The organism is Microbacterium sp. ISL-59, from assembly GCF_018613945.1.
Lineage (GTDB): Bacteria > Actinomycetota > Actinomycetes > Actinomycetales > Microbacteriaceae > Microbacterium > Microbacterium oxydans_B.
Genome location: NZ_JAGGPG010000001.1, coordinates 618,753 through 644,517, shown reverse-complemented (window position 1 = coordinate 644,517; position 25,765 = coordinate 618,753). Strand labels below are relative to the sequence as shown.

Genomic DNA, 25,765 nt, shown 5'->3' with positions numbered 1-25,765 from the left:
GGTTCGGGCAGCCGCCGCCGATACGATTGGTGCATGGATCTTCTCGTCGTCGGGTCGGGTTTCTTCGGCCTCACCATCGCTGAGCGTGCCGCCGAAGCCGGCCGCAAGGTAACCGTCATCGACCGCCGCCCGCACATCGGCGGCAACGCCTACAGTGAGGCGGAGCCCGAGACCGGCATCGAGGTGCACCGCTACGGTGCGCACCTCTTCCACACCTCGAACGCGACGGTGTGGGAGTACGTCAACCGCTTCACCAGCTTCACGAACTACGTCCACCGCGTCTACACGACGCACAAGGGCACGGTCTTCCCCATGCCGGTGAACCTCGGCACGATCAACCAGTTCTTCCAGTCGGCCTACACGCCCGATCAGGCGCGTGCACTGGTCAAGGAGCAGGCGGGCGAGTTCGATGCCAAGACGGCCGCGAACTTCGAAGAGAAGGGCATCGCCCTCGTCGGACGCCCCCTCTTCGAGGCCTTCTTCCGTGACTACACCGCGAAGCAGTGGCAGACCGACCCGCAGAAGCTCTCGGGCGACATCATCAGCCGCCTTCCCGTGCGCTACACGTACGACAACCGCTACTTCAACGACACCTGGGAGGGCCTTCCCACCGACGGGTACACCGCGTGGCTGGAGCGGATGGCGGACCACCCGAACATCGAGGTCAAGCTCGGCGTCGACTACTTCGACGATGCACAGCCGCTCAGCAAGAAGGCGACCGTCGGTCAGCTCCCGGTCGTCTACACCGGACCTGTCGACCGCTACTTCGAGTACACCGAGGGCGCGCTCAGCTGGCGCACGCTCGACTTCGAGCAGGAAGTGCTGAACGTCGGCGACTTCCAGGGCACGAGCGTCATGAACTACCCGGACATGGATGTGCCCTACACCCGCATCCACGAGTTCAAGCACTTCCACCCGGAGCGCAAGGACGTGTACGACTCGGACAAGACGGTGATCATGCGCGAGTTCTCGCGTTTCGCCGAGCGCGAGGACGAGCCCTACTACCCGGTGAACACCCCGACCGACCGCGATGGGCTGCTGGCCTACCGCGAACTCGCCAAGGGGGAGAAGGACGTCCACTTCGGCGGCCGGCTGGGCACGTACCAGTACCTCGACATGCACATGGCCATCGGCTCGGCGCTGTCGCTCTGGAACAACACTCTCTCCTAGACTCGACATCGTGAGTCACGCTGCTGTCGGGGCGCCCGGGACGCCCCGGCGCTATCTTCATTCGCTGTGGCTGCTGTCGGCCCGCGACCTGAAGGTCCGCTACTCGACGAGCTTCCTCGGCTACCTCTGGTCCGTGCTGGATCCACTCGTGATGAGTGCGATCTACTGGTTCGTCTTCACGCAGATCTTCCAGCGCGACGTCGGTGAAGAGCCGTACATCATCTTCCTGATCAGTGCGCTGCTTCCGTGGGTGTGGTTCAACGCTTCGGTGTCGGACTTCACGCGAGCCTTCAAGAAGGACGCCCGACTCGTCAGGTCGACCTCGATCCCGCGTTCGATCTGGGTGAATCGGATCGTGCTCAGCAAGGGCATCGAGTACCTGTTCTCGTTGCCGGTCCTCGTGCTGTTCATCGTCGTGAACCTGGTCGTGGAGCTCGATCCGAATCAGACGGTGCACATCGGCTGGGGAATCCTCTGGTTGCCGGTGGCAGTGCTGCTGCAGACGATCCTCCTGATCGGACTGGGGCTCCTGGTGGCGCCGCTCTGCGTGCTCTTCGTCGATCTTGAGCGCACGACCGCGCTGATCCTGCGCGCGATGTTCTACGCGACACCGATCATCTACAACGTGACCGATCTTCCCGGCATCTTCCAGACCCTCGGCGCATTCAACCCGCTCGCGGGCATCTTCATGCTCTACCGGATGCCCTTCTTCCCCGACCAGTGGAACCTGTTCACGCTGACGATCAGCGTCCTGATGACTCTTCTGATCCTCGCGCTCGGCATCTGGACCTTCCGGAGCCTCGAACGCCCCGTGCTGAAGGAGCTGTGATGTCCGCGGCGATCGAAGTGCAGAATCTGGGCGTTCATTTCCGTCGGAACAGGCGGGGCAGCCGGAGCTTCAAGGATCTCTTCGCTGGATCCTCGCGGCGCTCTCGTCCCGGCGAGTTCTGGGCGCTGCGCAACGTGTCGTTCTCGGTGCAGCCGGGGGAGTCGATCGGGGTGGTCGGGCGCAACGGGCAGGGCAAGTCCACGCTTCTCCGCCTGGTCGCCAAGGTTCTCCTCCCCGACGAGGGCACGGTCACGGTGAACGGGGGCGTCGCCCCCCTGATCGAGATCACCGGTGGCTTCGTGGGAGACCTCACGGTGCGGGAGAACGTGCGCTTGACCTCGGGCCTGCACGGGATGTCACGCGAGGAGGTCTCGCGCCGTTACGACGGCATCATCGAGTTCGCCGAGCTCGCCGGGTTCGAGGACACGCCCTACAAGCACCTCTCGAACGGGATGAAGGTCCGGCTGGCATTCGCCGTCGTGTCCCAGCTCGATGAACCGATCCTGCTGGTCGACGAGGTGCTCGCCGTCGGCGACAAGGCTTTCCGTGACAAGTGCTACAAGCGCATCGACGAACTGCTCGCCGAGGGGCGAACCCTGTTCTTCGTCAGTCACAACGAACGCGACCTCCGACGGTTCTGCACTCGCGGGCTCTACCTCGACAAGGGCGCGCTGGCGCTCGATGCGCCGATCGCCGAAGTGCTCGACCGCTACAACGCCGACTACGCGGTCTAGCGGCAACTCGACGAGCTGACCGGCGGTCCGCTCAGAGTCCCACCAAGCTCCGCAAGGCGTTGACGGACTTCCGCGCCGCGTCGACGGCCGCGGGAACCCCGGAATCGTTCGTGATCGCTGCCTGGAGCTGCGTGAGACGCTGAGCGTAGTCCGTCACGCCGTCGTACCACTTCGTGGCGATGGACGAGGGCGCCTGCGCGTCCGACAGCCGCTGCGCGTCCTGCTGCAGGGTGTCGACGACGGGAAGGGCGTCCTGCCCGCTCGCACCCGCGATGATGTCGAGCCCGCGGGGCGCGGAGTTCAACCACCCGCTCACCTGTCCGCGGAACACCTCGACGGTGGGATCGGTCGCGGGCGGAGGAGTGAGGGCCGGTGTCGGCTCCGGCTCGGGAGCAGCGGTGGCCGTCGGCGTGGGCGTCGGTGTCGGCGTCGGTGTCGACGTGGGAGTGGCGGATGCGGTCGGCGTCGGCGATGCGGACTCCGACGGCTCGGGGGAGTCGCCCCGCGGTAGGAGGAAGAACAGCAGCAGGCCCACGATCGCGAGAGCGGCAACGGAAAGGCCGACGATGAGCCAAACCCGTCCGGTCCTCTTCGGCTGAGGGGGTAGGGGTGCCCAGCTCAGCTCCGGCTGCGATTCGTCCACCGTCACGCCTCCAGGGGTGGCATCGGCTGCCAGCTGCGATCCCGGCCGGCCTTCCCGCCGTCGCGGATGCCGCGGAAGAGGTTGCTCGTGCCGCGCACGGTCCGCTCGACGAACACGAGCCGGATGAGTTCCTTGAAGAACGTCGCCGCGGTACCGAGGCCGAAGAGCACCGGGTTGTAGACGCCGTGGACGCGGTAGTACTGCTTGATGAATCCGCGGTTGCGCATGATGTAGTAGCGGTACGCGTTGCTGGACGCGTTCATGTGGCGGATACCCATGTCCCACTGCTTGATCTCACGGGTGCGCCGCAGCACGAACTCGTCGACGATCACCGCGGTCGTCAGGCGCGAGGCGAGCCACCCGTACATCTGGTCGTCCCAGTAGATGAAGAACCGCGGGTCGGGCAGACCGATCTGCTGCACGATCGAGCGGTGGATGAACATGCCCTCGAAGCAGCCGCTGTTCATCTCCTTGTAGCCCGTCTCGTCGAAGCCGGACGGGGCGAACGGAATGGGGATGCCCATGCGCTCGGCGATGCGGTACTGCCAATAGAACTCGCTGCCGTCGTAGTCGAAGCGGCGTCCCTGGATGCTCTTGAACCTGCTGCTCCAGGCGCCCATCTTCGCGAGTCCCTCGGTGAGGACCTCGACATCGTCGTCCATCATCCAGATCCACTCGGAGCCGAGCTCGTACGCGGTGCGCATGCCTTCACTGAAGCCACCGGAGCCGCCGGTGTTCTTCTCGAGCCGTCGGTACACGATCTCGGTGCCGATGTCCTCTCGGAACGACTCGACGACGTCGGTGGTGTCGTCTGCCGAGGCGTTATCGATGATGACGACGTGGCCGGGCTTGGGGTCCATCGCGGTGATGCTCGTGAGCAGACCCGAGAGCAGGTGAGAGCGGTTGAAGGTGACGATGACGATCGTCGCGGCCGTGGGGTCGAATGCAGCGGGCGCCGCGGTCATGCCTTCTCCTCGAAGATCTGCTGCCAGGACTGGGGTGACACGAGATCGGGCAGCGCCTCGCGGTACTGCTTCTGCAGGTCCGGCCAGCGCCGGCGGAGTTCGGCATGCAGCCGCACCGTGTCGCGCAGCATCCGTCGGTACTTCGCGCGATCACGCGTGTAGATGTTCTTGCCGGAGCCGTCGGCGGCACTCACCAGTGCGCTGTCGAACGCCGGGACACGCCACCAGTGCGCATCCTCCTTGCCGAACTCGACCTCGGGCTGCGCGATGTTCGCCGCGTTCGGACGGTGGAGGAAGTGCGACGTCAGCGTGGAGAGGGTGAACAGCCGCAGCCGCATCCCCTTCGGGCTGTCCAGGTCGTTCTTCGGGAGCTGCTTGTACACCTGGCGGCCGCGACGCGCATGCAGCACGGCGGACGGGTCGCGGTGCACGACCGTCTCCGGATAGTCGGCGGCGAGGGCACGGGCGGCGGGCATGGCCGTCGCCAGGTTGCGACGCATGTGCTCGGGCCCGGACAGCACATCGCGCAGCGCCTGCGCACGCAGCGCCACGGGGTAGTACTGCATCATCATGAGGTGCTTCAGGTCGACGCGACGGCTGTGGACGAGCAGTCGACCGCCCCTCGGCGCGTTCGAGTGCAGGAGCCCTGCCACGATGCGGTTCCGGGCGTGGAAATACGCCTGCCAGTCGATCGTGTCATCCTTGTTGACCCAGGAGACATGCCAGAGCGCTACGCCCGGCATGGACACGGTCGGGAAGCCGGCCTCGCCGGCGCGGAGGCAGAACTCGGCGTCATCCCACTTGATGAATGCGGGCAGCGAAAGACCGACCTTGCGGATCGCGTCGAGGGGGATGAGGCACATCCACCAGCCGTTGTAGTCGGCGTCCATGCGCATGTGCAGGAGCGTGGACTGTCGCAGGTTCGAGACCCCGAAGTCGTGCGGCATCTTCTCCTGGTACAGGTTGCGCCACATGAACGGATGCTCGTCGACGACCTCGGCCCAGCCGTGCAGCTTCGGGCGGTCGAGCAGGTCGAACATATGACCGCCGACCAGGACCGGAGTCGTCGCGTACTGACCGAAGACGATGGATCGGCGCAGCGACTCCGGTTCGAGCCTCACATCGTCGTCGAGAAGCTGCACGAAGTCGCTCTCCGGGCGCTGGAGTGTCTCGTGCATCGCGCGGGCGAACCCGCCGGATCCGCCCAGGTTGTCCTGACGGATGACCTGGAGGGTCTCGCCGAGGCTCGCGGCGACGTCGTCGTAGCCCTCCTGATCCGCGACGAGCTGCGTCCCCTGATCGATCAGGAAGATGCGGTCCACGAACTCCAGCGCGTCCGGCGACGCGGCGAGTGCCCGCAGGGTCTCGACGCAGTAATCGGGCTTGTTGTAGGTCGTGATGCCGAGCGAGGCCTTGCCGGTGCGCTTCGGCTCCTGGTCGGTCGTCCATTCCGCACCCTCGAGCACGGCGGGCTTCTCGTCGGCGACGATGTCGAACCAGATCCAGCCGCCGTCGCTGTACTGCGTGAGCTCGAGGTCGAACGACGTCGAGGCCTCGCCCGTCACCTCGCGCGTGGCCACGCGCTGGCGGACCCCGGATCCGTTGGAGCGGTACACCAGGATCGTCGCCGGTCCGGTCGTGCGCACGGTCAGGCGCACCTGTCGGACGCTCGTCCAGTGCTGCCAGTACGACGCGGGGAAGGCGTTGAAATACGTGCCCATCGACACGCGCCGCCCGGCAACGATCCGCGCGCGATGCCGACCGAGGATGTTCCCGAGGTGCGCGCGGTTCGAGACGCGGACCGGTTCGTCCTCGATCACGGACCAGGTCTCCGGGTCGGCGTAGAGCGGAAGAAGGTCGGGGTCGCGATCAAGTGGGAAGACGACGTTCTGAAGGACGTGGGCCACTGGCAGGTTCTCCGATGTTGGTGCCGCAGGCCACTGTCAGGGGACAGTGCGGGACTCGACGAGCAGTGAGTAGCCTACCGTCGATGACCTTCGCATCTGCGGAGAGTCGCCCGGTGCCCCCTCGGAAGCGCTGGGTAGACTGACCGCGATGAAGGTACTGATCACCGGCGGTGCCGGCTACATTGGCTCAACCGTCGCGACGGCATGCATCGAAGCCGGAATCGAGGTCGTCATCCTCGACGACCTCTCCACGGGGCTTCGATCCTTCGGCGAAGGCCGCAACCTCTACGTCGGCGACATCGCCGACGGGTCGGTGGTGGAGGCCCTGCTCGCGGATCATCCTGACATCGACGCCGTCATCCACTGCGCTGCCCGCATCGTGGTGCCGGAGTCGGTCGCCGACCCGCTCGGGTACTACGACGCCAACGTCGGCAAGACTGTCGTGCTGCTGCGGCGTCTGCGCGACGCGGGGATCCCGCGCATCGTGTTCAGCTCCTCGGCATCGGTCTACGCCGGTGAGACGGGCGACGGCGTGGACGAGGGCGGCACGCTCGCGCCGTCGAGCCCGTACGCCCGGACGAAGGCGATGGTCGAGCAGATCCTCGAGGATGCCGCGACGGCGGGCGACTTCCGCGCGATCGCGCTGCGCTACTTCAACCCGATCGGTGCGGACCCGCGGCTGCGGACGGGTCTGCAGAACCCGACCCCGTCCCATGCATTGGGCAAGATCATGCAGGCGCGCGTGGCCGGGGAGCCCTTCACCATCACGGGAACGGACTGGGACACGCGCGACGGCTCCGGTCTTCGCGACTACATCCACGTCTGGGATCTCGCTCTCGCGCATGTCGCGGCCGTGCAGAAGTTCGATGAGGTCGCCACGCCGGACGACCCCTACCAGGTGATCAACCTCGGCACGGGAGACGGCGTGACGGTGCGCGAGCTCGTCGCGGCGTTCGAGCGTGTGACGGGCGAGCCGCTTCCGGTGGCGGAGACCGACCGCCGACCCGGCGATCAGGCCGGCGCGTTCGCGATCGTCGACCGCGCTGCCGCGGTGCTCCAGTGGCAGGCGCAGCGGTCGGTCGATGACGGGGTCCGCGACGCGATCGCCTGGGCGGAGAAGCTGCGCGCCACGCTCTGATACCGCGCCACTCTCTGACACCGAGAGAGGCGATTGCGGCGGCTATTCCAGGGAACGCAGAGTCGAGATCGCGCCCGTGTGCGCAGCGTCGATGTTCTCGCGCCAGGAGCGCGACTGCCCAGCCCGCAGCGCGCACAGCACGAGCATGAACCACCCGGCGCCGACCAGCGTGAAGCTCTCGAACATCGAGTCGACGGCGAGCGTGACGAGGATGATCGGCGTCCACGCGTAGACCACGGACCGCCGGACGCTCGCGACCAGCCAGGATCGGATCAGTGCGACCCCACCGAGGAGCAGGAAGAGCACGAGTCCTGCCGCCCCGAGCTGGAGCAGCACGTCGAAGAACGCGTTCAGCGCGCTCTGGTGATGGTCGTCGAGTTGGAAGTTGATGTACGTGAACGGGTACTCACCGCGCGCCCAGTCGCCGAACCACCCCCAGCCCTGGATCGGCTTGAGTGCGACGAAGTCGAGGATCGTGTTCCAGAGCGACGCGCGCATCGAGAAGTCCGATCCGGCATCGAGCAGAGCGATGATCTGATGGCGCAACGCGAACGCGATCGTGAGTGCCAGCGCCACCAGGATGCCGAGCATCCACTGCACGAGGTTTCGCCGCGCCGGCGACGTGTGCCGCACGATCGTGAGGGCGAGCGTCACGATGCCGACCGCGACCGCGAGCACGAGCACGGTGGGGGAGGCCGAGAAAAACGCCAGGGACCCGGCCAGGCCGACCGACACCACCGCCAGTGGAGCGTTGACCGACTGCGTCCGCCACTCGATCACGAACGTGATCAGCGCGATCACCGCGACGAATCCGAGCATGTTGCGGCTGCCGAACAGACCCTGCACCGGGCCGCCGGCGGCGAGGTTGCCCTGAATCGCGAGGAAAGTGAACGGCACGTCGAGCAGGATGCCGGAGAGGATCTCCACCCCGAGCGAGAGAGCCAGCAGTACACGCAGAGTGTCGCCGATGGCGCGCACGGTCTGCAGCGTGTCGCGGATGTGGCCGATGGTGATCGCGAGGAACGCGTATCCGAACAGCGACATCCACCCGAAGAACGTGTCTGAGCGGTCCGTCGTCCAGACCATGCTCACCAGCGCCCAGCCCAGGAAGGCGAAGAGCGACGAGGGAGCGATACGCAGCGGGGAGAGCTCGTCGCGGCGCACCCAGAGGATCGCGGCGCCGAGCACGCACAGCACCGCGATGATGGTGGACAGCGTGACCGTCGAGGTCATCCGTCCGATCGCATACGAGCCGAAGATGGCGGTGAGCGCCGTGAGCGTGAAGGCCCGCGCGAGCTCCACGGAGCCGAGCAGGCGGACCAACGGCCGGACCGGTGTCACGGAACCCGCCGTTGCCGCGTGCCGCGTTCGAACACCAGGTCGCGTTCTCCGACGCCCACCAGCGGCACCGACTTCAGCTTGAAGGACAGGAGCACCAGGAGCAGCCACCCCCAGAGCATGATCGGCGTCGACTCCGAGAAGCCCTGGACCAGCAGGACCACGGTGAAGAGGCTCGGAAGCAGGGTCAGCGGAGAGAAGGGACGACGGGCGTGGAGATCCCAGCGGGGCCGGTCGACCGCGAAGAACCAGGAGCGCCACAGCAGGCTCAGATAGGCGATTCCCATCAGGACCACACCGAGCACGCCGAGCTGGAACAGCACGTCGAGCCACATGTTGTGCGCGTGGAACACGGTGATGCCGTGATCCACGATCCAGTGGTCGAAGGCCGGGTCCGTCGGGATCCACGGGCTGGAGAACCCGTTGCCGAACAGCGGATGCTCTCGCACCCGCTCGAGCACCTTCGACCAGATCAGGTCGGAGCGGCCGGTGAGGTCGGAGCTGCGCCCGACGAGACCGAGCAGCGGCTCGCGCAGCAGCCATACCACGGCGGCGGCCAGCGCCGTGCCGCCGATGGCCGTCACGTAGATCCGCGTGCGGGCGCCCGGCGTGCGGGCACGGCGCATGAGCAGCGCCACGAGGAGGACCAGCGCGGCGGCTGCGGCGCACGCGAGTGCGGTGACCGACGATGTGCGCAACAGGAAGTACGCCGCGAGCAGCATCCACAGGGCGAGCGTCGTCCGCCAGCGCGCGCGAGCGGCGAACAGCACGCCGAAGGTGATGATCGCGAACAGCGAGATGATCGCCAGCAGGTTCGCGTTGCCGACGATCCCCTGGATCCGTCCGCCGTCGAAGAGGTTGTCCCTGACCCAATACCACTGCGGGTCGATCTCGCCCTCCGGCACCGTGGCGAAGTTCGGCAGCAGCGGCCCGTGCACGACGAGCGAGACCCACAGCTCGATCGCCAGCGACAGCCCGAGGATCCACTTGAAGGCGGAGGACAGGGCACGGATGATCTCCTGCCAGGTGAGCACGTGGGCGATGAACAGCCCGTTCACGGTGACGGCCGCCAGGAGCACCCAGGTGATCAGCGTCGGTCCTCGCCACTGGGACCACGCGACCGAGACCAGGGCGAGTGTCGTGTACCCCATCGCCGTCCACGGCAGGCGACGCCAGCGGAACGGCTGAGGGCGGTTGCGGGCGAGCATCGGGATGCCGATGCCGAGTGTCGCGAGGGTGAAGACCACGAGGGTGACGGCGGCGCCCTCCATGCCGATGAGGTTGTACACCGCCGTGTGCGCGAAGGTCACGATGAGCACGAGGATCACGTACCCGCGCAGCAGAAGGTGCCCCGTCGACTCGCGCTCCGGCGCCGAGGGCGGGGCTGTCACCGGGTGCTTGGTGTACTGGGCCATCGCGTTCAGGCTACCGCGCCGCACTCGGCGCGTGCCTGAACGCCGCAGCGCGGCTCTACGCTGGTGGCATGCTGCTGAGCCTCACGAACGCACCCCGCGACTACGCCTGGGGGTCCGACTCCCTCCTCGCCGGACTCGAAGGACGCACGCCGACCGGTACCCCCGAGGCAGAGGTGTGGTTCGGGGATCATCCCGGCGACCCCGCGGACGTCGCGGGCGGCGGCACCCTCGATCAGATCACCGGCGGCACGCTCCCGTACCTGCTGAAGCTGCTCGCCGCGGGCGGGCCGCTCTCGATCCAGGTGCATCCGACGATCGCGCAGGCGCGCGAGGGCTGGGCGAGGGAGAGCGGGCTCGCCGCAGACGATCCGCAGCGCAACTATCGCGACGACAACCACAAGCCCGAGCTCATCGTCGCTCTCAGCGAGCGCTTCGAATCGCTCAGCGGCCTGCGCCCGGTGGAGGACACTCTCGCTCTGCTGGACCTGCTCGAGGACAACGACGGCGTCGCACAGCTCCGCGCCCGTCTCGGGGGCGGGGCCGATGAGCTGCGGGATGCCATCGGCTGGTTGCTCGGCGGCGACGTGCAGCGCGAGGTCGACGAGATCATCGACGCGGTGGTGCGGGCAGCGGAGCGCGCCGACACGGGGGAGTGGGGCACGACGCTGAGCGCCATCGCGGGCGTGGCGGCGAACTACCCGGGGGATCCCGGAGTGGTCGTCGCTCTGCTCATGAACCACGTCGTGCTCCGACGGGGGGAGGGCGTGTTCCTGCGCGCCGGCCTTCTGCATGCCTACCTCTCGGGCCTCGGTGTCGAGATCATGGCGGCGAGCGACAACGTGCTGCGTGGCGGCCTGACGCCCAAGCGCATCGACGTTCCCGAGCTGCTCGCGATCCTCGACCCGACGCCGGGTGAGGTCCCGGTGTTGCGGCCGGCGGAGGGTCGAGCGATCACGGCGTATCCGGTCCCCGTCCCCGACTTCGCGCTGAGCAGGGTCACGGTGGACGGTGCGCCGGTCACGGTCGAGGTCTCGGGGCCGACGATGGTGCTGGCGACCGCCGGAGACATCACCGTCATCTCCTCGTCCGGCGAGGAAGTGCAGGTTCCCGTCGGAAGCGCGGCCTTCGCGGGCGGCGACGAGAGCACGCTCACGGTGTCCGGCGATGGTGAGGCCTTCGTGGCCGGCCCCGGTCTCTGAGCGCGCATCGCGCTCGCCACGCCGCGACACGCCGAGAGAACGTCAAAAACCTTCAAGAGTCGCTTGAGGGTTTACCATCCGCGACTTGACCGGAGCGAATGACACGGGTGTAATTAGTCATGCGCACGGCCCGCCGGGGGGCGGAGACAGGGTTGGAGATCGAGATGACGGGTTACCGTTCCGACGTACCGGAGAACTGGTTCGTCGATCCGATCAACCTCGGTGTTCCCGGGGTGCGGCGCACGGATGCCGCCGATGACGACAATGCCCTCGCCTGGCAGGCAGACGCTCTCTGCTCGCAGACGGATCCCGAAGCCTTCTTCCCGGAGAAGGGTGGATCGACCAGAGACGCCAAGCGGATCTGCACCACCTGCGACGTGCGTGGCGAATGCCTCGAGTACGCGCTCAACAATGATGAGCGCTTCGGCATCTGGGGTGGCCTCTCCGAGCGCGAGCGCCGCAAGCTCAAGCGTCGCGCCAGCTGATCGGCTGAGCCGGTCGTCTCGACTGTGGCCGCATCGCTTCGCAGGCGCGCCGCATCCACTGCTCCAGGGCAGGTCCCGACGCGCATAGGCTGACGACGTCATGCCAGCCCGAGTTCACGCCATCATCGTCGCGCGCCCCGGATCCTCCTCCCGCGCGCAACTCCTCCGCACTCTCGAAGCCATTCGCTCCCAGACCTCGCCCGCCGAGGCCGTGACCCTCGTCATGTGCGGCGATGCAGCTTCCCTGCGCGAGAGCGAAACCGTCGGGGCCGTCGTCGAGGGGATCATCGAAGCCCGCACGACGACCTCGTTCGCTGAGGCGGTGGAGCTCGCCCGTCCCCGTGTGCGCGAAGGCTCAGCGATCTGGCTGCTCGCGCAGGACACGGCCCCGCATCCGCGGGCGCTGGAGCGGCTCCGGGGAACGCTCGAGCGGTCGCCCTCTGCTGCGATCGTCGCCCCCAAGCTCGTCGCGACCGACAACGATCGGGAGATCGTCTCACTCGGTGTCAGCATGACGACCTTCGGTCGCTCGGTCGAACTGGCGGCAGGGGAACTCGACCAGGGGCAGCACGACCGCATGGACGACGCGCTCGGCTCCGACGTGCGCGGCATCCTCATCCGCGGGGAGGTCCGTGACGCGCTGCGGCCCGATCCGGCGCTCGCCGGCGCCGACGAGGGACTCGACCTGGGCGTCCGCGCACGCTTGGGTGGCGGTCGGCTCGTGCTCTCGCCGGGCGCGCGCGTCTCCGCAGCGCCGGACGGCCCCGCCGCGCTGCCCTCCGGCCGATCCCGTCGCGCCTACGTCACCCGGCTCGCGCAGCTGCACCGGCGACTCGCCTATGCTCCGGCAGGCGCGGTGCCGCTGCACTGGCTCAGCCTGCTCCCGCTCGCGCTGTGGCGCTCCATCACGCATCTCGTCGGCAAGCGGCCGGAAGCGGTCCTCCCCGAGTGGGGAGCTGCCCTCACCGCGATGCTGCGGGTCGGGGCGATCGCGCGGTCGCGCTCGCGCATCCGCTCGTTCCGCTCATCCACCTGGGCGAGCATCGCGCCGCTGCGGGTGACGTCGTCCGACCTGCGACGGCGCCTCGATGACGGGCACGGCAGCGAAGGCGGCGCGGTCAGCGAGCTGCGTTTCTTCTCCGGCGGCGGCGCGTGGGCCGTGCTCGCGGCACTCGTGGTGAGCATCGCCTCCTTCACGACTCTTCTCGCGTGGCCGGCGCTCGGCGGCGGCGCGCTGCTTCCGCTGCGACAGACCGTCTCGGCGCTCTGGAGCGATGCGGCATGGGGTGCGCGCGGCACGGCGATCGGCCTCGTCGGCCCCGCCGACCCGTTCGCCGCGGTCGTGGCCGTGCTCGGCTCGCTGTGGCCGGCGGGACCGTCGTTCGCGATGGTGCTGTTGTGGATCTTCGCTCTTCCGCTCGCGGTGCTCGGCGGGTGGTTCGCAGCGACGCGAGTGACCGACCGGTCGGGGCTGCGCATCTTCGCCGGTGTCGCATGGGCGCTGGCGCCCACCTTCCTCACAGCGCTCGTCGACGGCCGTCCGAGCGCCGTGCTGGTGCACCTCCTGCTGCCGTGGCTCTTCCACTCCGCGGTGGTGGCGCACCGCTCCTGGGGCGCGGCCGGAAGTGCCTCCCTTCTGCTCGCCGCCGTGGTCGCCTGTGCTCCGTCGCTGGCTCCGGCGCTCGCGCTGCTGTGGGTCGTCGCCGTGGGCATCGTGCTCGGCACCGCGCAGTTCCGTGGTGCCGGTCGTCTGCTGTGGCTGCTCGTGCCGACGGCCGCGCTCTTCGCTCCGCTCGTCTTCTGGCAGCTCGCGCACGGGACACCGCTGGCGCTGCTGGGCGATCCCGGCCTGGTGTGGGCGGGGCCGCAGGCGGCCGCCGACGCCGCCGGTCGTCTGGCGCTCGCGACCGGATTCCCCACCACGGATCTCGCCGGCTGGTCGTGGTTCGTCTCCGAACCGATCGCTGCGTGGGCGCCGGTGCTGTGTGCGCCGATGGCCCTGCTCGCTCTCGGCGCTGCTGTCGCGCCCCGGTGGCGTGCGGGCATCACGCTGCTCGTCGTCGCCCTGGCCGGTCTCGCGACGGCGTTCCTCGCCGTGGGCATCACTGTGAGTTTCGCGCAGGGCGCGGGAGTGGCGATCTGGCCGGGGGCAGGGCTCAGCCTCGCCTGGGTCGGGGTGGTGGGGGCGGCGCTCGTCACGCTCGACACCGCCATCACGCTACCGAGGCTGCGGGTCCTCGCCGCCGTCGCTGCAGCGGTTGCGCTCGGAATCTGCGCCGTACCGGCGCTCAGTGCTTTCCACGCGGGTCGCTCCGTCCTCACGAACGGCCCAGAATCGACTCTGCCCGCCTACGTCGCCGCTCAGGCTGCGGGGGATCGTCCGCTCGCGACGCTCGTGATGACGCCCCAGAACGACGGAGGACTCGCCGTCGAGGTGGTCTGGGGGGCGAGCGAGACCCTCGGATCCCAGACCACGATGGTCTCGACCGCCGTGGAGCCGCAGGGAGACGACATCGCGACGCTCGCCGTCGATCTCCTCTCCGCCCGCGACTTCGATGCCCCGGGTGAGCTGGCGGCGAAGGGGATCAGCTATGTGCTGCTGTCCGAGCTGTCGGGGAGCGACGGAGACAGGGCCCGCGCTCTCCGCACCGCGGCCGTCGCCTCGATCGATCAGCGAGCCGGCCTGGTTCACGCGGGTGAGAGCGATCGCGGAGTGCTCTGGCGTCTGGAAGCCGAGATCGCTGCGCCGCCGACCTTGAGCTCCGCGCAGGAGGGGAGCGCTCGCCTCGTGCTGACGATCCAGCTGCTGGCTATCTTCGTCGCACTGCTGCTGTCGATCCCGACCCGGGCTTCGCGTCGCGCGGCGCGAGCCCAATCCCGTATCGTCGGGCGCGCGCCGGATGAGCCGATGATCCTGCCTCGGCACGCGGAGGACCAGTTCCCGCTCGAAGAGGAGACGCCGGTCGGAGCGATCGAGGAGCCGCAGGACGAAGCCGCTCTGAACGACGAGGCGCTCATGCCGATCGCCGAGCCCGAGCCCGAGCCGGAGCCGGTCGTCGCCGAGCCTTCTGAATCGGCCGACGTGGAGTCGGACGAGGATGACGAGAGAGCCGAGACGACGGAGGAGAGGGACCGATGAGTGGTTCGCGCGCATTCAAGGTCGCGGCGACGGGCGCTCGTCTCGTCACCGGAGTCGCCGTCATCGCCGCCTGTGTGGCCGGGACCGTCGCCGCGATCCACGCACCGTGGCCGGTCATCCGACACGATGCCGCCCAGGTCGACGTCACGCCGCTCCCTGGAGACAGTGTCCTGGTCTGCAACGGCGACCTGCGCGCGCTCGGACGCGATGCCATGGATCCGCTGGCGCTGAGCTCGGCAGGATCGCCGACCCTCACCGCGGGCGGGACGTCGGGTGATCCGTCCTCGGCCGGTCTGACGGTGCAGGATCTTCCGGACGCGGGTGAGGTGCGCGTGCTCACGGGCCCGGTCGAAGGGCGCTCGGCACCGTTGATCGCTGCAGCGGAATCGATCGCACTCGCCACGGACGACCTCTCCGGGTACGCGGCCGCTCCGTGCGGGGTCCCCCGACTGAACTCCTGGCTCGTCGGGGGGAGCACCGCCACCGGCACCGAGGACATCCTCACCCTGACCAATGCTGCGGAGGTCCCCTCGACCGTGACGCTGTCGGTGTACGGCGAGACCAGAAGCGCACGCACGGTCGTCGTACCCGCCCGCACGCAGACCGCTCTGCCGCTCACCTCGATCGCCGCCGGCAACGCGGCGCCCGTCATCCGTGTCGATGCGACCGGGGCTCCGGTCCGCGCCGTGCTGCAGTCGTCGCTCATGCAGGTGCTCGATCCCGCCGGATTGGACCTGCAGGACGCGGTGCCCGGCGCGCAGCAGAAGCTGGTGCTCACCGGCGTGGAGGTGTTCGCCTCGGACGGGGACGACGATGAGATGGCGGTGCTGCGGCTGCTCTCGCCCGGCGCGGACGCCCGCGTACAGGTGCGCGTCGTCGCGGAAGGAACCGGTTCCGCAGCGGACGAGTTCACGGTTCCGCTCGAGCCCGATCTCCCCGCTCAGGTCTCGCTCAGTGGTCTCGAACCCGGCCGTTACACCGTCGAGGTGGATTCGGAGGAACCGGTCGTGGCCGCGTTGCGACAGCAGGACGGCTTCGGGCGTGACGCCGACTTCGCGTGGGTCACCCCGGCGCCGGAGATCGACGGGGAGGTGGTGTTCGCGGTGCCGTCCGGTCCGCCCAGCCGACTCCAGCTGGCGAACTCGTCGGATGAGGACACCACGGTGACGATCGAGCCGCTCGACGGCGGAGCCTCCCAGGAAGTCCTGATCCCGGCAGGCGAGACGGCCGGGATCGACGTCGCGCCCGGGACGACCTATCGGATGCAGTCGACGGGCGCGGTGCACGCGGCGGTCGCGCTCACCGCTCCGGGCGCGCTCGCGGTGCTGCCGGTGCAGGCGAGTGCCGGTGCCGAGAAGGCGATCACGGTCTACCCCTGATCCGTTCCGGGGGATGGAGGAGCCGCGAGCTCAGTGCTCGTGACCGAGATCCCACGGTTCACGGCCGACGTACTCCGCAGCGGCCCGGAACACGGCGCTCTCGATCGCCATCCTGCGGTGCGCTGCATCATCGTGCCCGGGGGGCAGAAGACGCTCGATGGGCAGCCGGAACAACACGATGCGTCGATTCTCCCGATCGAGGTGCCAGCGCGGAACCGCATCGGTCGCGTCGAATGCCGGGATGGCCCCGATCTCGAACCTGACGTCCTGCAGTTCCGGCCACGTCCCGCGCAAGAACTCGACGGCGGTGCCCACGGTCAGATCGAAACGATCGAGACGACCGTCGAGGGGCGCGAGAGGCGGGCGCACGACTTCGCTGCGTCCCAGACGCCCGTGACGGCCGTGCCGTGCACCGCGCCGTGGTGCGGCAGAGGTGTGCGTGGCGCGGCGACGGGGCATGTCGAAAGTCTAGGCGGTGCGGGCGTGTGCGGCGCGGCCTCCCCGGCTCGGATGCCGCGAACCGTACGCTGGCGGAGATGGACGGACGACTGTGCTCGAAGGTCGGCTGCGCGCGAGAAGCCGTGGCCACCCTCACCTACGACTATGGGGACAAGATGGCGGCGCTCGGTCCGCTCGGCGCCGCGAACGACCCGCAGGCGCATGACCTGTGCTCGCCGCATGCCGATCGGCTCTCGGTGCCCGCGGGCTGGCTCGTCGTGAGGCACGAGGCGCTTCGAGCCTGAGGGTCGCCCCGACACGCGGTCGCCTTCGCTATACCCGGAAATCATTTCTTGGGTACGCTGACTCCAGGCGTGCCAGGGCGGCGCTGCCGGAAAGGCACTCGTGATCGTCTGGCGTCGCTGGATCTTCCCCCTGCTTCTCGTCGTGGTCATCGGCGCGTGCGCCGCAGCACTCGTCAAGATCGCTTTCTTCCCCGACCGCGCCGAGAGCATGGTGAGCCCGGAAGCGGCGATCACCGATCCGGTCGTGGCGGTCGAGCGCGGATCCGTCGTGAACGCGCTGACCCTGACCGGCAATGTCGCGCGCGATGAGATCTTCGGGGTGCGCAGCGAGATCGACGGCACGGTCACCGCTGTCCATGTGAGCGAGGGCGCCGCGGTGTCGGCCGGCCAGAAGCTGTTCACCATCCGCCAGGAAGATCCCCGCAAGGACATCGATGTGCTCGCGTCGGAGGCCGGCGACGTGTCCGAGATCGCGCTCGTGAAGGGGCAGCCGACGTCGGTGGGCACCGAGATCTTCAGTCTCACCCCCGCGCGCTACCACCTCCTCGCGACCGTCGACCCGGTGCAGCTGTACCGCCTCGTCAACGCGCCGAGCGAGGCCACGGTCACCATCACCGGAGGACCCGCGCCGTTCGCCTGCACCGGCGTCCGCGTGCAGGTGACGGCAGAGGGCACGGCGAGCGTGCGCTGCGCCATCCCCGCCGGCCAGACCGTGTTCGCCGGGCTCCCCGCGACCATGGACCTGGCGCTCGGTCAGGTCGAGGACGCGCTCGTGATCCCGGTCACGGCAGTCCAGGGCGGCGCGGGCTCCGGCAACGTGTGGGTCGATGCGGCCGACGGCGCAGAAGCCGAGGAGCGCGCGGTGAAGCTCGGCGTGAACGACGGGACGATCGTCGAGGTCACCGAGGGGCTGGAGGAGGGCGAGAGCATCCGCCAGTTCGTGCCGGGCTTCGTCGCCCCGGTCGAGGAGTTCTGCTACGAGGTCTCGCCGGGCGTGGAGCAGTGCGACAGCGGGATGAGCTGGTGACTCTGGTCGCTCTCGAGGACGTCACCAAGAGCGTCCTCCTGGCAGACGATTCGCGGCTCGAGATCCTCCGCGGCATCACGCTCGAGGTCGGCGCCGGTGACCATGTGTCGATCGTCGGCCGCTCCGGCTCCGGCAAGTCGACGCTGCTCAACATCCTCGGGATGCTCGACTCGCCGACCTCGGGCTCGGTGTCGTTCGAGGGACGGGAGGTTCGTCGCATGCGGTCAGGGCGTCTGGACCGGCTGCGCGGCGACAACGTCGGCTTCGTCTTCCAGCAGTTCAACCTGCTGCCGGGGCGCACCGCACTCGACAACGTGATGATGCCCCTCGGCCACGCGAAGGGGAAGGTGTTCTGGAACCGTCGGCAGATCGCCGCGGACATGCTCGAGCGGGTGGGACTCGGGCACAGGGTCGGCCAGATCGCCGACAAGCTCTCCGGTGGTGAGCAGCAGCGTGTCGCGATAGCCAGGGCATTGGTGCGCAAACCCGTGCTGATCCTCGCGGACGAGCCGACCGGCGCGCTCGACATCGACACCGGCGCTTCGGTCATGTCGCTGCTCGACGAGGTCGCCACCGAGACGGACGCGGCACTGGTCACCATCACACACGACCTCCACGTGGCGGCCCGCGCGCGCCGGCACTACCGCCTCGACGCCGGGCGCCTGGAGACCGCGGATCTCAGCCGCGCGTTCGAGGCCTCGACGCTCGCGGCTTCCGTGCCGTCCGCTCCGGCACCTCCCGTGGCCCCCGCATCGGTGCCGCCCGTGGCCGCGGCGCCCGCATCCGAGGTCGTCTCGTGACCGGCTTCCTCGGTGCGCTCTCCGACGCGTGGGCCGAGATCCGGGTCCACAAGCTCCGTGTTTTGCTCAGCCTGATCGGCATCGCCGTGTCGGTCGGTGCGCTCACGGCGGTCGTGGCGATCTCGGAGTATCAGCGCCAGTTCCAGGCGGAGCAGTCCGATCGCTGGGGAGGACGTGCGGCCACGATCGTCGTGGCCGCGAGCACGGGCGACGGCACCCCCGTGGACGCCGACGATTTCGACGCCCGCTTCAGCCGTGTCTCGGAGCGATTCGGTTTCAGCCACACGGCACGCATCGCGCAGGGGGTGATGCTGGACGCGCAGCTGCCGGAGGGCGTCACCCCGGTACCCGCACGCATCATGGATCCCGCCTACTCCCAGATCCACCGCGAGCAGCTTCTCGAGGGACGCTGGTTCCTCGATTCCGATCTGGAGGCCCTGGCACCACCGGTGGTCATCACGGAGGCGCTATGGGACCGTCTGGGACGAGTGCCGCTGACACAGCATCCGACCGTCGTGTTCGACGGTCCGGCCGGGGGCACCTATCAGGTGATCGGTATCGTCCCGCGCCAGGGGTTCGGTGACGAGGAGCTGCGGGTCGACCTGCTCTACGACGCGTATCGCTCGCGCGTCGACGCGCTGCCGCCCGATGCGATGACGCAGTACGAGGTCTGGGTGGGCACTGAGCAGGCCGACCAGATCGGACCGGTGCTGGCGATGGATCTGCGTGCCGGGCTGCCCGAAGGGCAGACGGTCTCCGTGAGCCGCACGGACTGGGCGGCGCAACCGGGAAGCATGGATGTGCAGGCCACGTTCGAGATGATCACGGGCGGAATCGCCGCGCTGATCCTCGCGCTCGGCGCCCTCAGCCTGATCAACATCCAGCTGGTCGCGATGCGCCAGCGCGTGCGCGAGATCGGGGTCCGACGTGCCTTCGGTGCCAGTTCGGGGCGGGTGTTCTTCGCCGTTTTCCTGGAAAGCCTCGTCGCGACGACGGTGGCCGGTGTGATCGGCATCGCGATCGTCGTCGCGGTGCTGCGTTCGGACTGGATCGTCACGTCGATGTTCTACGGCATCCAGGACGTCCCGCCGTTCCCGATGCGGGCGGCACTCATCGGACTCGTCGCCTCGGTGATCGTCGGCGCGGTGTCGGGGTTCATCCCTGCCCTCGTCGCGCTGCGGGTGAAGGTGATCGACGCGATCCGCTTCTGACACACCCGACGGGTGGCGTCGTTGGGGTGGAAGAATACGAGGATGTCAGAGCTCGAGTACCGCATCGCCGACCTGTCCCTCGCCGAAGCAGGCCGTCATCAGCTGCGTCTCGCCGAGAACGAGATGCCGGGGCTGATGTCCCTCCGGGAGGAGTTCGGTGCGGCACAGCCGTTGAAGGGCGCCAGGATCGCCGGCTCTCTGCACATGACCGTGCAGACAGCGGTGCTCATCGAGACGCTCGTGGCGCTCGGCGCGCAGGTGCGGTGGGCGAGCTGCAACATCTTCTCCACTCAGGACGAAGCGGCCGCCGCCGTCGTGGTCGGCCCGGGCGGCACGCTCGATGCCCCGGCGGGGGTGCCGGTCTTCGCCTGGAAGGGGGAGACGCTCGAGGAGTACTGGGCGTGCACCGAGCGCATCTTCGACTGGTCGTCGACGGGATTCGAGGGGCCGAACCTCATCCTCGACGACGGCGGTGACGCCACGCTGCTCGTGCACAAGGGCGTCGAGTTCGAGAAGACGGGTGCAGTCCCCGCTCCGACGGACTCCGACTCGCACGAGTACTCGGTCATCCTCGATCTGCTGCGCAGGTCGCTCGCGTCGTCGACCGATCGCTGGACGAAGCTCGCGGCCGGGCTCATCGGGGTGACGGAGGAGACCACCACCGGCGTGCATCGTCTCTATGAGCTCGCCGCATCCGGAGAGTTGCTCTTCCCGGCCATCAACGTCAACGACTCGGTGACCAAGAGCAAGTTCGACAACAAATACGGCATCCGTCACTCCCTTCCGGATGGGCTGAACCGCGCGACCGACGTGCTCATGGGCGGCAAGGTCGCCTTCGTGTGCGGGTACGGCGACGTGGGCAAGGGGGCAGCCGAGGCTCTGCGCGGACAGGGTGCCAGGGTGATCGTCAGTGAGGTCGACCCGATCTGCGCGCTGCAGGCGGCGATGGACGGGTTCCAGGTGGCGCGCCTGATCGACGTCGCGGGCGAGGTCGACATCGTGGTGACCGGCACCGGCAACCGCGATGTGGTCACGACCGAGCATCTCCTGGCGCTGAAGCACCTGGCGATCGTCGCCAACGTCGGCCACTTCGACAACGAGATCGACATGGCGGGCCTCGAAGCCATCGAGGGTGTCGAGAAGGTCGAGATCAAGCCGCAGGTGCACGAGTGGCGTCTGCCGAGCGGACGCAGCGTCCTCGTGCTCAGCGAGGGGCGCCTGATGAACCTCGGCAACGCCACGGGGCATCCGTCGTTCGTCATGAGCGCCTCGTTCACCAACCAGGTGCTCGCCCAGCTGGAGCTCTACACGAACATCGCCGCCTACCCCACGGGCGTGTACGTCCTGCCGAAGGCGCTCGACGAGAAGGTCGCACGCCTCCACCTCGACGCACTGGGAGTGCAGCTCACCACACTCAGCGACGAGCAGGCCGCCTACATCGGCGTTCCGGTGGACGGACCGTACAAGCTCGAGCACTACCGCTACTGAGCGCTCCCGCGATCGAGGGTCGCGCTGCGACGGATCAGACGCCGACGCGCCGGCCGGTGAGCCGCTCGGCTCGACGGTCGGCGTTCTCCAGCGCGCGGCGCTCGCGTTCCCGACGCAGCACCGTGATGCCGACGAGCACCTGTTCCGGTGGCGCGCTCGGCATCGGCGAGACGAAGGGTGTCGCCTCGGCGAGCAGGTCGTGCGCCACCCGCGCTCGAGCGGCGGGGACCATCCGCGGCGCGCTCACGAGGAACTGCGAGATCCGGCGCGCGAGCCGGTCGGGCATGCGCGCCACATCGGCGATCTGCGCCCAGCCGTCGAGGGCAGGGGGCAGCACCGGGACGTGCGAGGGGAGTGCGGGCGTGCGGACGCGCTGGCTGTAGGTGCCGGCGACCAGGTCGCCCAGACGCTGCGATCGCGCCGTGAAGGCACCCGTGAGCACCGCGATGCCGCCGAAGGTCATGTAGATCTCCAGGACGCCGAGAAGCGCCCTGATGAACGCGTGCCGGAACCCGGCTGCGCCGCCGTCCACGCGGACGATCCGCCCTCCCACGGCGAGCTTGCCGAGGCTGCGGCCCTTCAATGCAACCTCCATCGTGATGGGCAGCACCACGAAGCTCACGACGATCGCCGCGACCGTGGCGATGCGGTCGGTGGCATCGCTGAGCACCCCGGCATCGAGCAGCCAGATGCGCAGGAAGAGCCAGAGGATGAACACCGCATACCCCAGGAGCATGTCGATCGCGGCACCCAGCGCGCGGAGCAGGAAGCCGACCGGCTGCACGTCGATCGCGACGGCCTCGCCGGAGAGCACCTCGTCGGAGACGTCGATCGGGACGGACATGAGTACAGTAAATCAGGTGGATGCCGATGCGCTGACCGATGCTCGCCGTGCGGAATGGGAACGGCTCGAGGAACTCAGCCGAGCCCGGCTCGACGGTGCCGGCGTGGACGAACTGATCGTGCGATACCGCGCGGCCTCTGCAGATCTCGCCGAGCTGAAGACGTCGGTCGGCGACTCCCCGCAGGGCGCCTACCTCTCCACGATCCTGGTCCGCGCCCGGCTGCGCCTCACCGGAGCATCCGACAGCATCCTGACCCAGACCGCCCGGTTCTTCCGACTGCAGCTTCCGGCCGCCCTGTACCGCTTGCGGTGGACGACGCTGATCATCGCGGTCGCCTTCATCGCCGTCGCGGTCGGCACAGCGGCGTGGATCGCGAGCGATCCTGCCCTCATCGCGACGCTCGGCCCGCCCGACCTGCTCGAACAGTACGCCGACGAGAGTTTCACCGGTTACTACACCGAGAACCCCGCTGCCGAGTTCATGGGCATGGTCTGGACGAACAATGCCTGGATCGCCATGCAGTGCGTGCTCTTCGGCGTCACGGGGATCTGGCCGGTGTACATGCTCGTGCAGAACTCCATAGGCCTCGGAACGTCCGGCGCGGTGATGGCCGCGCACGACAAGGCCGACCTGATGGTGCTCTACATCCTTCCGCACGGCATGCTCGAGATGACCTGCATCTTCGTCGCAGCGGCCGCCGGTCTGCACGTGTTCTGGGCCTGGGTGGCTCCGGGGCACCGTACCCGTGGGGAGGCGCTGGCCGAAGAGGGGCGCTCACTCGCGACGGTCGCTCTCGGGCTCGTGTTCGCTCTTTTCCTCGCCGGTCTCGTCGAGGGCTTCGTCACCGGCTGGGGCTTGCCGTGGCCGATTAAGATCGGCATCGGCGCCGCTGCGCTGGGCGTGTTCCTCATCTACATGCTCGTCATCGGCGGCCGCGCGCATCGACGGGGCGAGACGGGCGACCTCGTCGAGTACGAAGCCGGGACGCCGCGCCTCATCGCCGGCTGACCGCGGACGGGTCAAGGACAGCAGTCGTCAGAGCCGGCCCGCCGCCTTCAGCTCCAGGTAGCGGTCGGCGATGCGGGGCGGAAGCTGTTCCGGGTCGGCGGCGATCGCCTCGCCACCGGCTCTGCGGATCGCATCCGCGACGTTCTCGGCGTCACGAAGCGTCCGCTCCGCCGCGGCAGCGAGATAGACCTCTTCGCGGGAACCGCGTTCGCGCGCCAGCGCAGCGATGCCGTCATCGGTGACCGATCCGACGAGCACGGTGGTCGCACGTGACGCGTTCGGGAAGGCGCCGAGGAACCCTCGAGCGGATTCTGCCGCGTCCTGCGCAGTCAGCACGACGATCAGAGAAGGCCGCGTGGTGAGCGTGCGCACGGCGGCGAAGGCACCGTGCCAGTCCGTGTCCACCAGGCGCGCGTGTACGGGCGCCATGGCGTCGCTCATCGCCGGCAGGAGTGCCGTGCCGTCCACGCCGGTGACCCGGCCACGCACCACGCGGTCGTACAGCAGCAGGTGCACGTGGTCGCCCGCGCGGGAGGCGAGCGCAGCCAGCAGCAGCGCCGCTTCGAGAGCGGCGTCGACGCGGGTGCCGTCGCCCACGCGTGCGGCTGCTGTGCGACCGGTGTCGATGATGATGACGACATGCCGGTCGCGCTCGGGGCGCCAGGTGCGCAGCATCGTGGTGCCGGCGCGGGCGGTCGCGCGCCAGTCGATCGAACGCACGTCGTCGCCGCGGACATACTCCCGCAACGAGTCGAACTCAGTGCCTTGGCCGCGGACCTGGATGCTCGTGTTGCCGTCCAGCTCGCGCAGACGTGCCAGGCGCGACGGCAGGTGCTTTCGCGAGGAGAAGGCGGGAAGCACCCGGATCGCGCCCCGGACCGGATGCCGTGCCTGCCGACCGGCGAGACCGAGGGGCCCGCGCGAGCGGATCATCACGAACTCGCTCACCAGCTCACCGCGTCGGCGGGGGGTGAGGGGGATGGCGACGCGACCGCGCTCGCCCGGGGCGACCTGCAGCTGCTGTCTCTCTGCAGGAGCACCGGCCGTGGGCTGCCACGCGTCGCGGAGCACCGCGTGCAGCGCCCTGGTGCCGTGGTTGTGGACGGCGACGCTCACGGGGACCTGTTCGCCGAGGCGGGCGCGCTTCGGCACGCGGCGACTCACGGTCACCGACCGGGCGCTGGCGGCGAGAGAGACGTCCACGACCACCAGCAGGATGCACACGCCGATCCAGGCGCCCAGCACCGCGTACGCCGGGTAACCCGCGAGCCCGGCGAGGACCAGCGGGACGATGCCGACGGCGAGAGCGACGGCGAGACGACCGGTGATGAACACCTAGATCGGTACCCTGGTCTGCTGCACCACCGAGGTGAGCACCGCGTCCGCGGAGACGCCCTCCATCTGGGCATCGGGCCGCAGCTGGAGCCGGTGCCGCCATACGGGCACCAGCATCGTCTGCACATGATCGGGGGTCACCGCGGTGGAGGCGTTCAACCACGCCCAGGCCTTGGCCGCGGCGAGGAGGCCGGTCGACGCACGAGGGCTGGCACCGAGCTCGACCGAGGGGGACTGCCTCGTCGCGCGCGCCAGATCGACGACGTAGCCGAGCACATCGTCCGTGACGTCCACCGCGGCGGCGGCCTGCTGCGCCGCCCGGATCTCGTCTGCGGAGACGACGGACTCGACGCCGGTCAGCTCACGCGGGGAGAAGCCCTCGGCATGCCGACGGAGCACAGACACCTCGGCGTCGCGCTCCGGCATGCCGACGACCAGCTTCATCAGGAAGCGATCCAGCTGTGCTTCCGGCAGCGAGTACGTACCCTCGTGCTCGATCGGGTTCTGCGTCGCGGCGACGAGGAAGGGATCGGGCAGCGTGCGGCTGACGCCGTCGGCCGATACCTGGCGCTCTTCCATCGCCTCGAGGAGCGCGGCCTGCGTCTTCGGCGGCGTCCGGTTGATCTCGTCTGCGAGCAGGATGTTCGTGAAGACCGGGCCGGCACGGAAGTCGAACTCGCCCGTTCGTGCGTCGTACACGAGGGAACCCGTGACGTCGCCCGGCATCAGGTCCGGCGTGAACTGCACGCGTTTCGTGTCGAGCCCGAGTGCGCGGGCGAACGACCGGACCACCAGAGTCTTGGCGACGCCGGGCACTCCTTCGAGGAGCACATGGCCGCGTGCGAGCAGCGAGACGAGGAGGCCGGTGACGGTGCCGGCCTGGCCGATGACCGCCTTGTCGACCTCGGTGCGCACCCGGTGCATGGCCTGACGAAGCGCGGCGTCGTCGGTGGAGTGGTTCTCAACG

At 68.8% G+C, this 25,765-nt stretch carries 23 protein-coding genes; 14 read left to right on the top strand and 9 right to left on the bottom strand.

Features of this window, described 5'->3' with window-relative positions:
• The first annotated feature begins 33 nt into the window (after positions 1–33).
• Genes glf through J7E45_RS03100 form a run of 3 tightly spaced genes read left to right on the top strand, consistent with a single transcriptional unit; the run spans position 34 to position 2,733 of the window.
• A complete protein-coding gene (gene glf / locus J7E45_RS03110) occupies positions 34–1,170 on the top strand; it encodes a UDP-galactopyranose mutase (protein WP_091033984.1) in 1,137 nt (378 codons plus the stop codon).
• A 10-nt stretch (positions 1,171–1,180) separates the two neighbouring features.
• A complete protein-coding gene (locus tag J7E45_RS03105) occupies positions 1,181–1,999 on the top strand; it encodes an ABC transporter permease (RefSeq protein ID WP_091033981.1) in 819 nt (272 codons plus the stop codon).
• On the top strand, positions 1,999–2,733 hold the full coding sequence (locus J7E45_RS03100) for an ABC transporter ATP-binding protein (RefSeq protein WP_215066978.1): 735 nt from the start codon (positions 1,999–2,001) through the stop codon (positions 2,731–2,733). Before J7E45_RS03105 ends, J7E45_RS03100 begins: the two co-directional genes overlap by 1 nt.
• Before the next feature lie 31 nt (positions 2,734–2,764).
• Here J7E45_RS03100 and J7E45_RS03095 read toward each other — a convergent pair whose 3' ends face one another.
• The 3 genes from J7E45_RS03095 to J7E45_RS03085 are packed head-to-tail and all read right to left on the bottom strand — an operon-like array spanning position 2,765 to position 6,248.
• Complete coding sequence (locus J7E45_RS03095) at positions 2,765–3,376, bottom strand: hypothetical protein (protein WP_308162045.1); 612 nt, start codon at positions 3,374–3,376, stop codon at positions 2,765–2,767.
• 2 nt (positions 3,377–3,378) lie between these two features.
• On the bottom strand, positions 3,379–4,341 hold the full coding sequence (locus tag J7E45_RS03090; protein ID WP_091033974.1) for a glycosyltransferase: 963 nt from the start codon (positions 4,339–4,341) through the stop codon (positions 3,379–3,381).
• Positions 4,338–6,248, bottom strand: a complete 1,911-nt coding sequence (locus tag J7E45_RS03085) for a glycosyltransferase (protein ID WP_091033972.1) — start codon at positions 6,246–6,248, stop codon at positions 4,338–4,340. The genes J7E45_RS03090 and J7E45_RS03085 overlap by 4 nt, the downstream gene beginning before the upstream one ends.
• A gap of 148 nt (positions 6,249–6,396) precedes the next feature.
• Between J7E45_RS03085 and galE the strand changes: the two genes are divergently transcribed.
• Positions 6,397–7,386, top strand: a complete 990-nt coding sequence (galE, locus tag J7E45_RS03080) for a UDP-glucose 4-epimerase GalE (protein ID WP_251053360.1) — start codon at positions 6,397–6,399, stop codon at positions 7,384–7,386.
• A 42-nt stretch (positions 7,387–7,428) separates the two neighbouring features.
• Here galE and J7E45_RS03075 read toward each other — a convergent pair whose 3' ends face one another.
• Together J7E45_RS03075 and J7E45_RS03070 are read right to left on the bottom strand one after the other, a co-directional pair.
• Positions 7,429–8,727 carry an O-antigen ligase gene (locus tag J7E45_RS03075; RefSeq protein WP_215066976.1) on the bottom strand — a complete coding sequence of 433 codons (1,299 nt, stop codon included), beginning with the start codon at positions 8,725–8,727 and terminating at the stop codon, positions 7,429–7,431.
• A complete protein-coding gene (locus tag J7E45_RS03070) occupies positions 8,724–10,139 on the bottom strand; it encodes an O-antigen ligase family protein (RefSeq protein WP_215066975.1) in 1,416 nt (471 codons plus the stop codon). Before J7E45_RS03070 ends, J7E45_RS03075 begins: the two co-directional genes overlap by 4 nt.
• A 68-nt stretch (positions 10,140–10,207) precedes the next feature.
• Between J7E45_RS03070 and manA the strand changes: the two genes are divergently transcribed.
• From manA to J7E45_RS03050, 4 genes are all read left to right on the top strand, one after another.
• Positions 10,208–11,338, top strand: coding sequence for a mannose-6-phosphate isomerase, class I (gene manA, locus J7E45_RS03065; protein WP_215066974.1), 1,131 nt, complete (start codon positions 10,208–10,210; stop codon positions 11,336–11,338).
• A 164-nt stretch (positions 11,339–11,502) separates the two neighbouring features.
• Positions 11,503–11,823 (top strand): WhiB family transcriptional regulator, encoded by a 321-nt coding sequence (locus tag J7E45_RS03060; RefSeq protein WP_081859873.1) that lies wholly within the window; start codon positions 11,503–11,505, stop codon positions 11,821–11,823.
• Between the two features lie 100 nt (positions 11,824–11,923).
• Positions 11,924–14,962 carry a glycosyltransferase gene (locus J7E45_RS03055; RefSeq protein WP_215066973.1) on the top strand — a complete coding sequence of 1,013 codons (3,039 nt, stop codon included), beginning with the start codon at positions 11,924–11,926 and terminating at the stop codon, positions 14,960–14,962.
• Positions 14,959–16,341 (top strand): DUF5719 family protein, encoded by a 1,383-nt coding sequence (locus tag J7E45_RS03050; RefSeq protein WP_215066972.1) that lies wholly within the window; start codon positions 14,959–14,961, stop codon positions 16,339–16,341. The genes J7E45_RS03055 and J7E45_RS03050 overlap by 4 nt, the downstream gene beginning before the upstream one ends.
• Positions 16,342–16,371: 30 nt before the next feature.
• Here J7E45_RS03050 and J7E45_RS03045 read toward each other — a convergent pair whose 3' ends face one another.
• On the bottom strand, positions 16,372–16,800 hold the full coding sequence (locus tag J7E45_RS03045) for a hypothetical protein (RefSeq protein ID WP_244175999.1): 429 nt from the start codon (positions 16,798–16,800) through the stop codon (positions 16,372–16,374).
• Between the two features lie 77 nt (positions 16,801–16,877).
• On the opposite strand from J7E45_RS03045, the gene J7E45_RS03040 reads away from it, so the two are divergent.
• The 5 genes from J7E45_RS03040 to ahcY all read left to right on the top strand — a co-directional run bounded on the left by J7E45_RS03040 (position 16,878) and on the right by ahcY (position 21,610).
• Complete coding sequence (locus tag J7E45_RS03040; RefSeq protein WP_029261978.1) at positions 16,878–17,084, top strand: DUF3499 family protein; 207 nt, start codon at positions 16,878–16,880, stop codon at positions 17,082–17,084.
• 100 nt (positions 17,085–17,184) lie between these two features.
• Entirely contained in the window at positions 17,185–18,111 is a 927-nt protein-coding gene (locus J7E45_RS03035; RefSeq protein ID WP_167635325.1) for an efflux RND transporter periplasmic adaptor subunit, read from the top strand.
• Complete coding sequence (locus J7E45_RS03030; RefSeq protein ID WP_308162044.1) at positions 18,108–18,911, top strand: ABC transporter ATP-binding protein; 804 nt, start codon at positions 18,108–18,110, stop codon at positions 18,909–18,911. Before J7E45_RS03035 ends, J7E45_RS03030 begins: the two co-directional genes overlap by 4 nt.
• Positions 18,908–20,122 (top strand): ABC transporter permease, encoded by a 1,215-nt coding sequence (locus J7E45_RS03025; protein ID WP_215066970.1) that lies wholly within the window; start codon positions 18,908–18,910, stop codon positions 20,120–20,122. The genes J7E45_RS03030 and J7E45_RS03025 overlap by 4 nt, the downstream gene beginning before the upstream one ends.
• A 42-nt stretch (positions 20,123–20,164) precedes the next feature.
• Positions 20,165–21,610 (top strand): adenosylhomocysteinase, encoded by a 1,446-nt coding sequence (ahcY, locus tag J7E45_RS03020; RefSeq protein WP_215066969.1) that lies wholly within the window; start codon positions 20,165–20,167, stop codon positions 21,608–21,610.
• Between the two features lie 34 nt (positions 21,611–21,644).
• Here ahcY and J7E45_RS03015 read toward each other — a convergent pair whose 3' ends face one another.
• Positions 21,645–22,454 (bottom strand): RDD family protein, encoded by an 810-nt coding sequence (locus J7E45_RS03015; protein WP_215066968.1) that lies wholly within the window; start codon positions 22,452–22,454, stop codon positions 21,645–21,647.
• 16 nt (positions 22,455–22,470) lie between these two features.
• On the opposite strand from J7E45_RS03015, the gene J7E45_RS03010 reads away from it, so the two are divergent.
• A complete protein-coding gene (locus J7E45_RS03010; RefSeq protein ID WP_215067303.1) occupies positions 22,471–23,463 on the top strand; it encodes a stage II sporulation protein M in 993 nt (330 codons plus the stop codon).
• 27 nt (positions 23,464–23,490) lie between these two features.
• Here J7E45_RS03010 and J7E45_RS03005 read toward each other — a convergent pair whose 3' ends face one another.
• Together J7E45_RS03005 and J7E45_RS03000 are read right to left on the bottom strand one after the other, a co-directional pair.
• Complete coding sequence (locus tag J7E45_RS03005) at positions 23,491–24,798, bottom strand: DUF58 domain-containing protein (protein ID WP_167635329.1); 1,308 nt, start codon at positions 24,796–24,798, stop codon at positions 23,491–23,493.
• Positions 24,799–25,722 (bottom strand): MoxR family ATPase, encoded by a 924-nt coding sequence (locus tag J7E45_RS03000; protein WP_205829398.1) that lies wholly within the window; start codon positions 25,720–25,722, stop codon positions 24,799–24,801.
• Between the last annotated feature and the right edge of the window lie 43 nt (positions 25,723–25,765).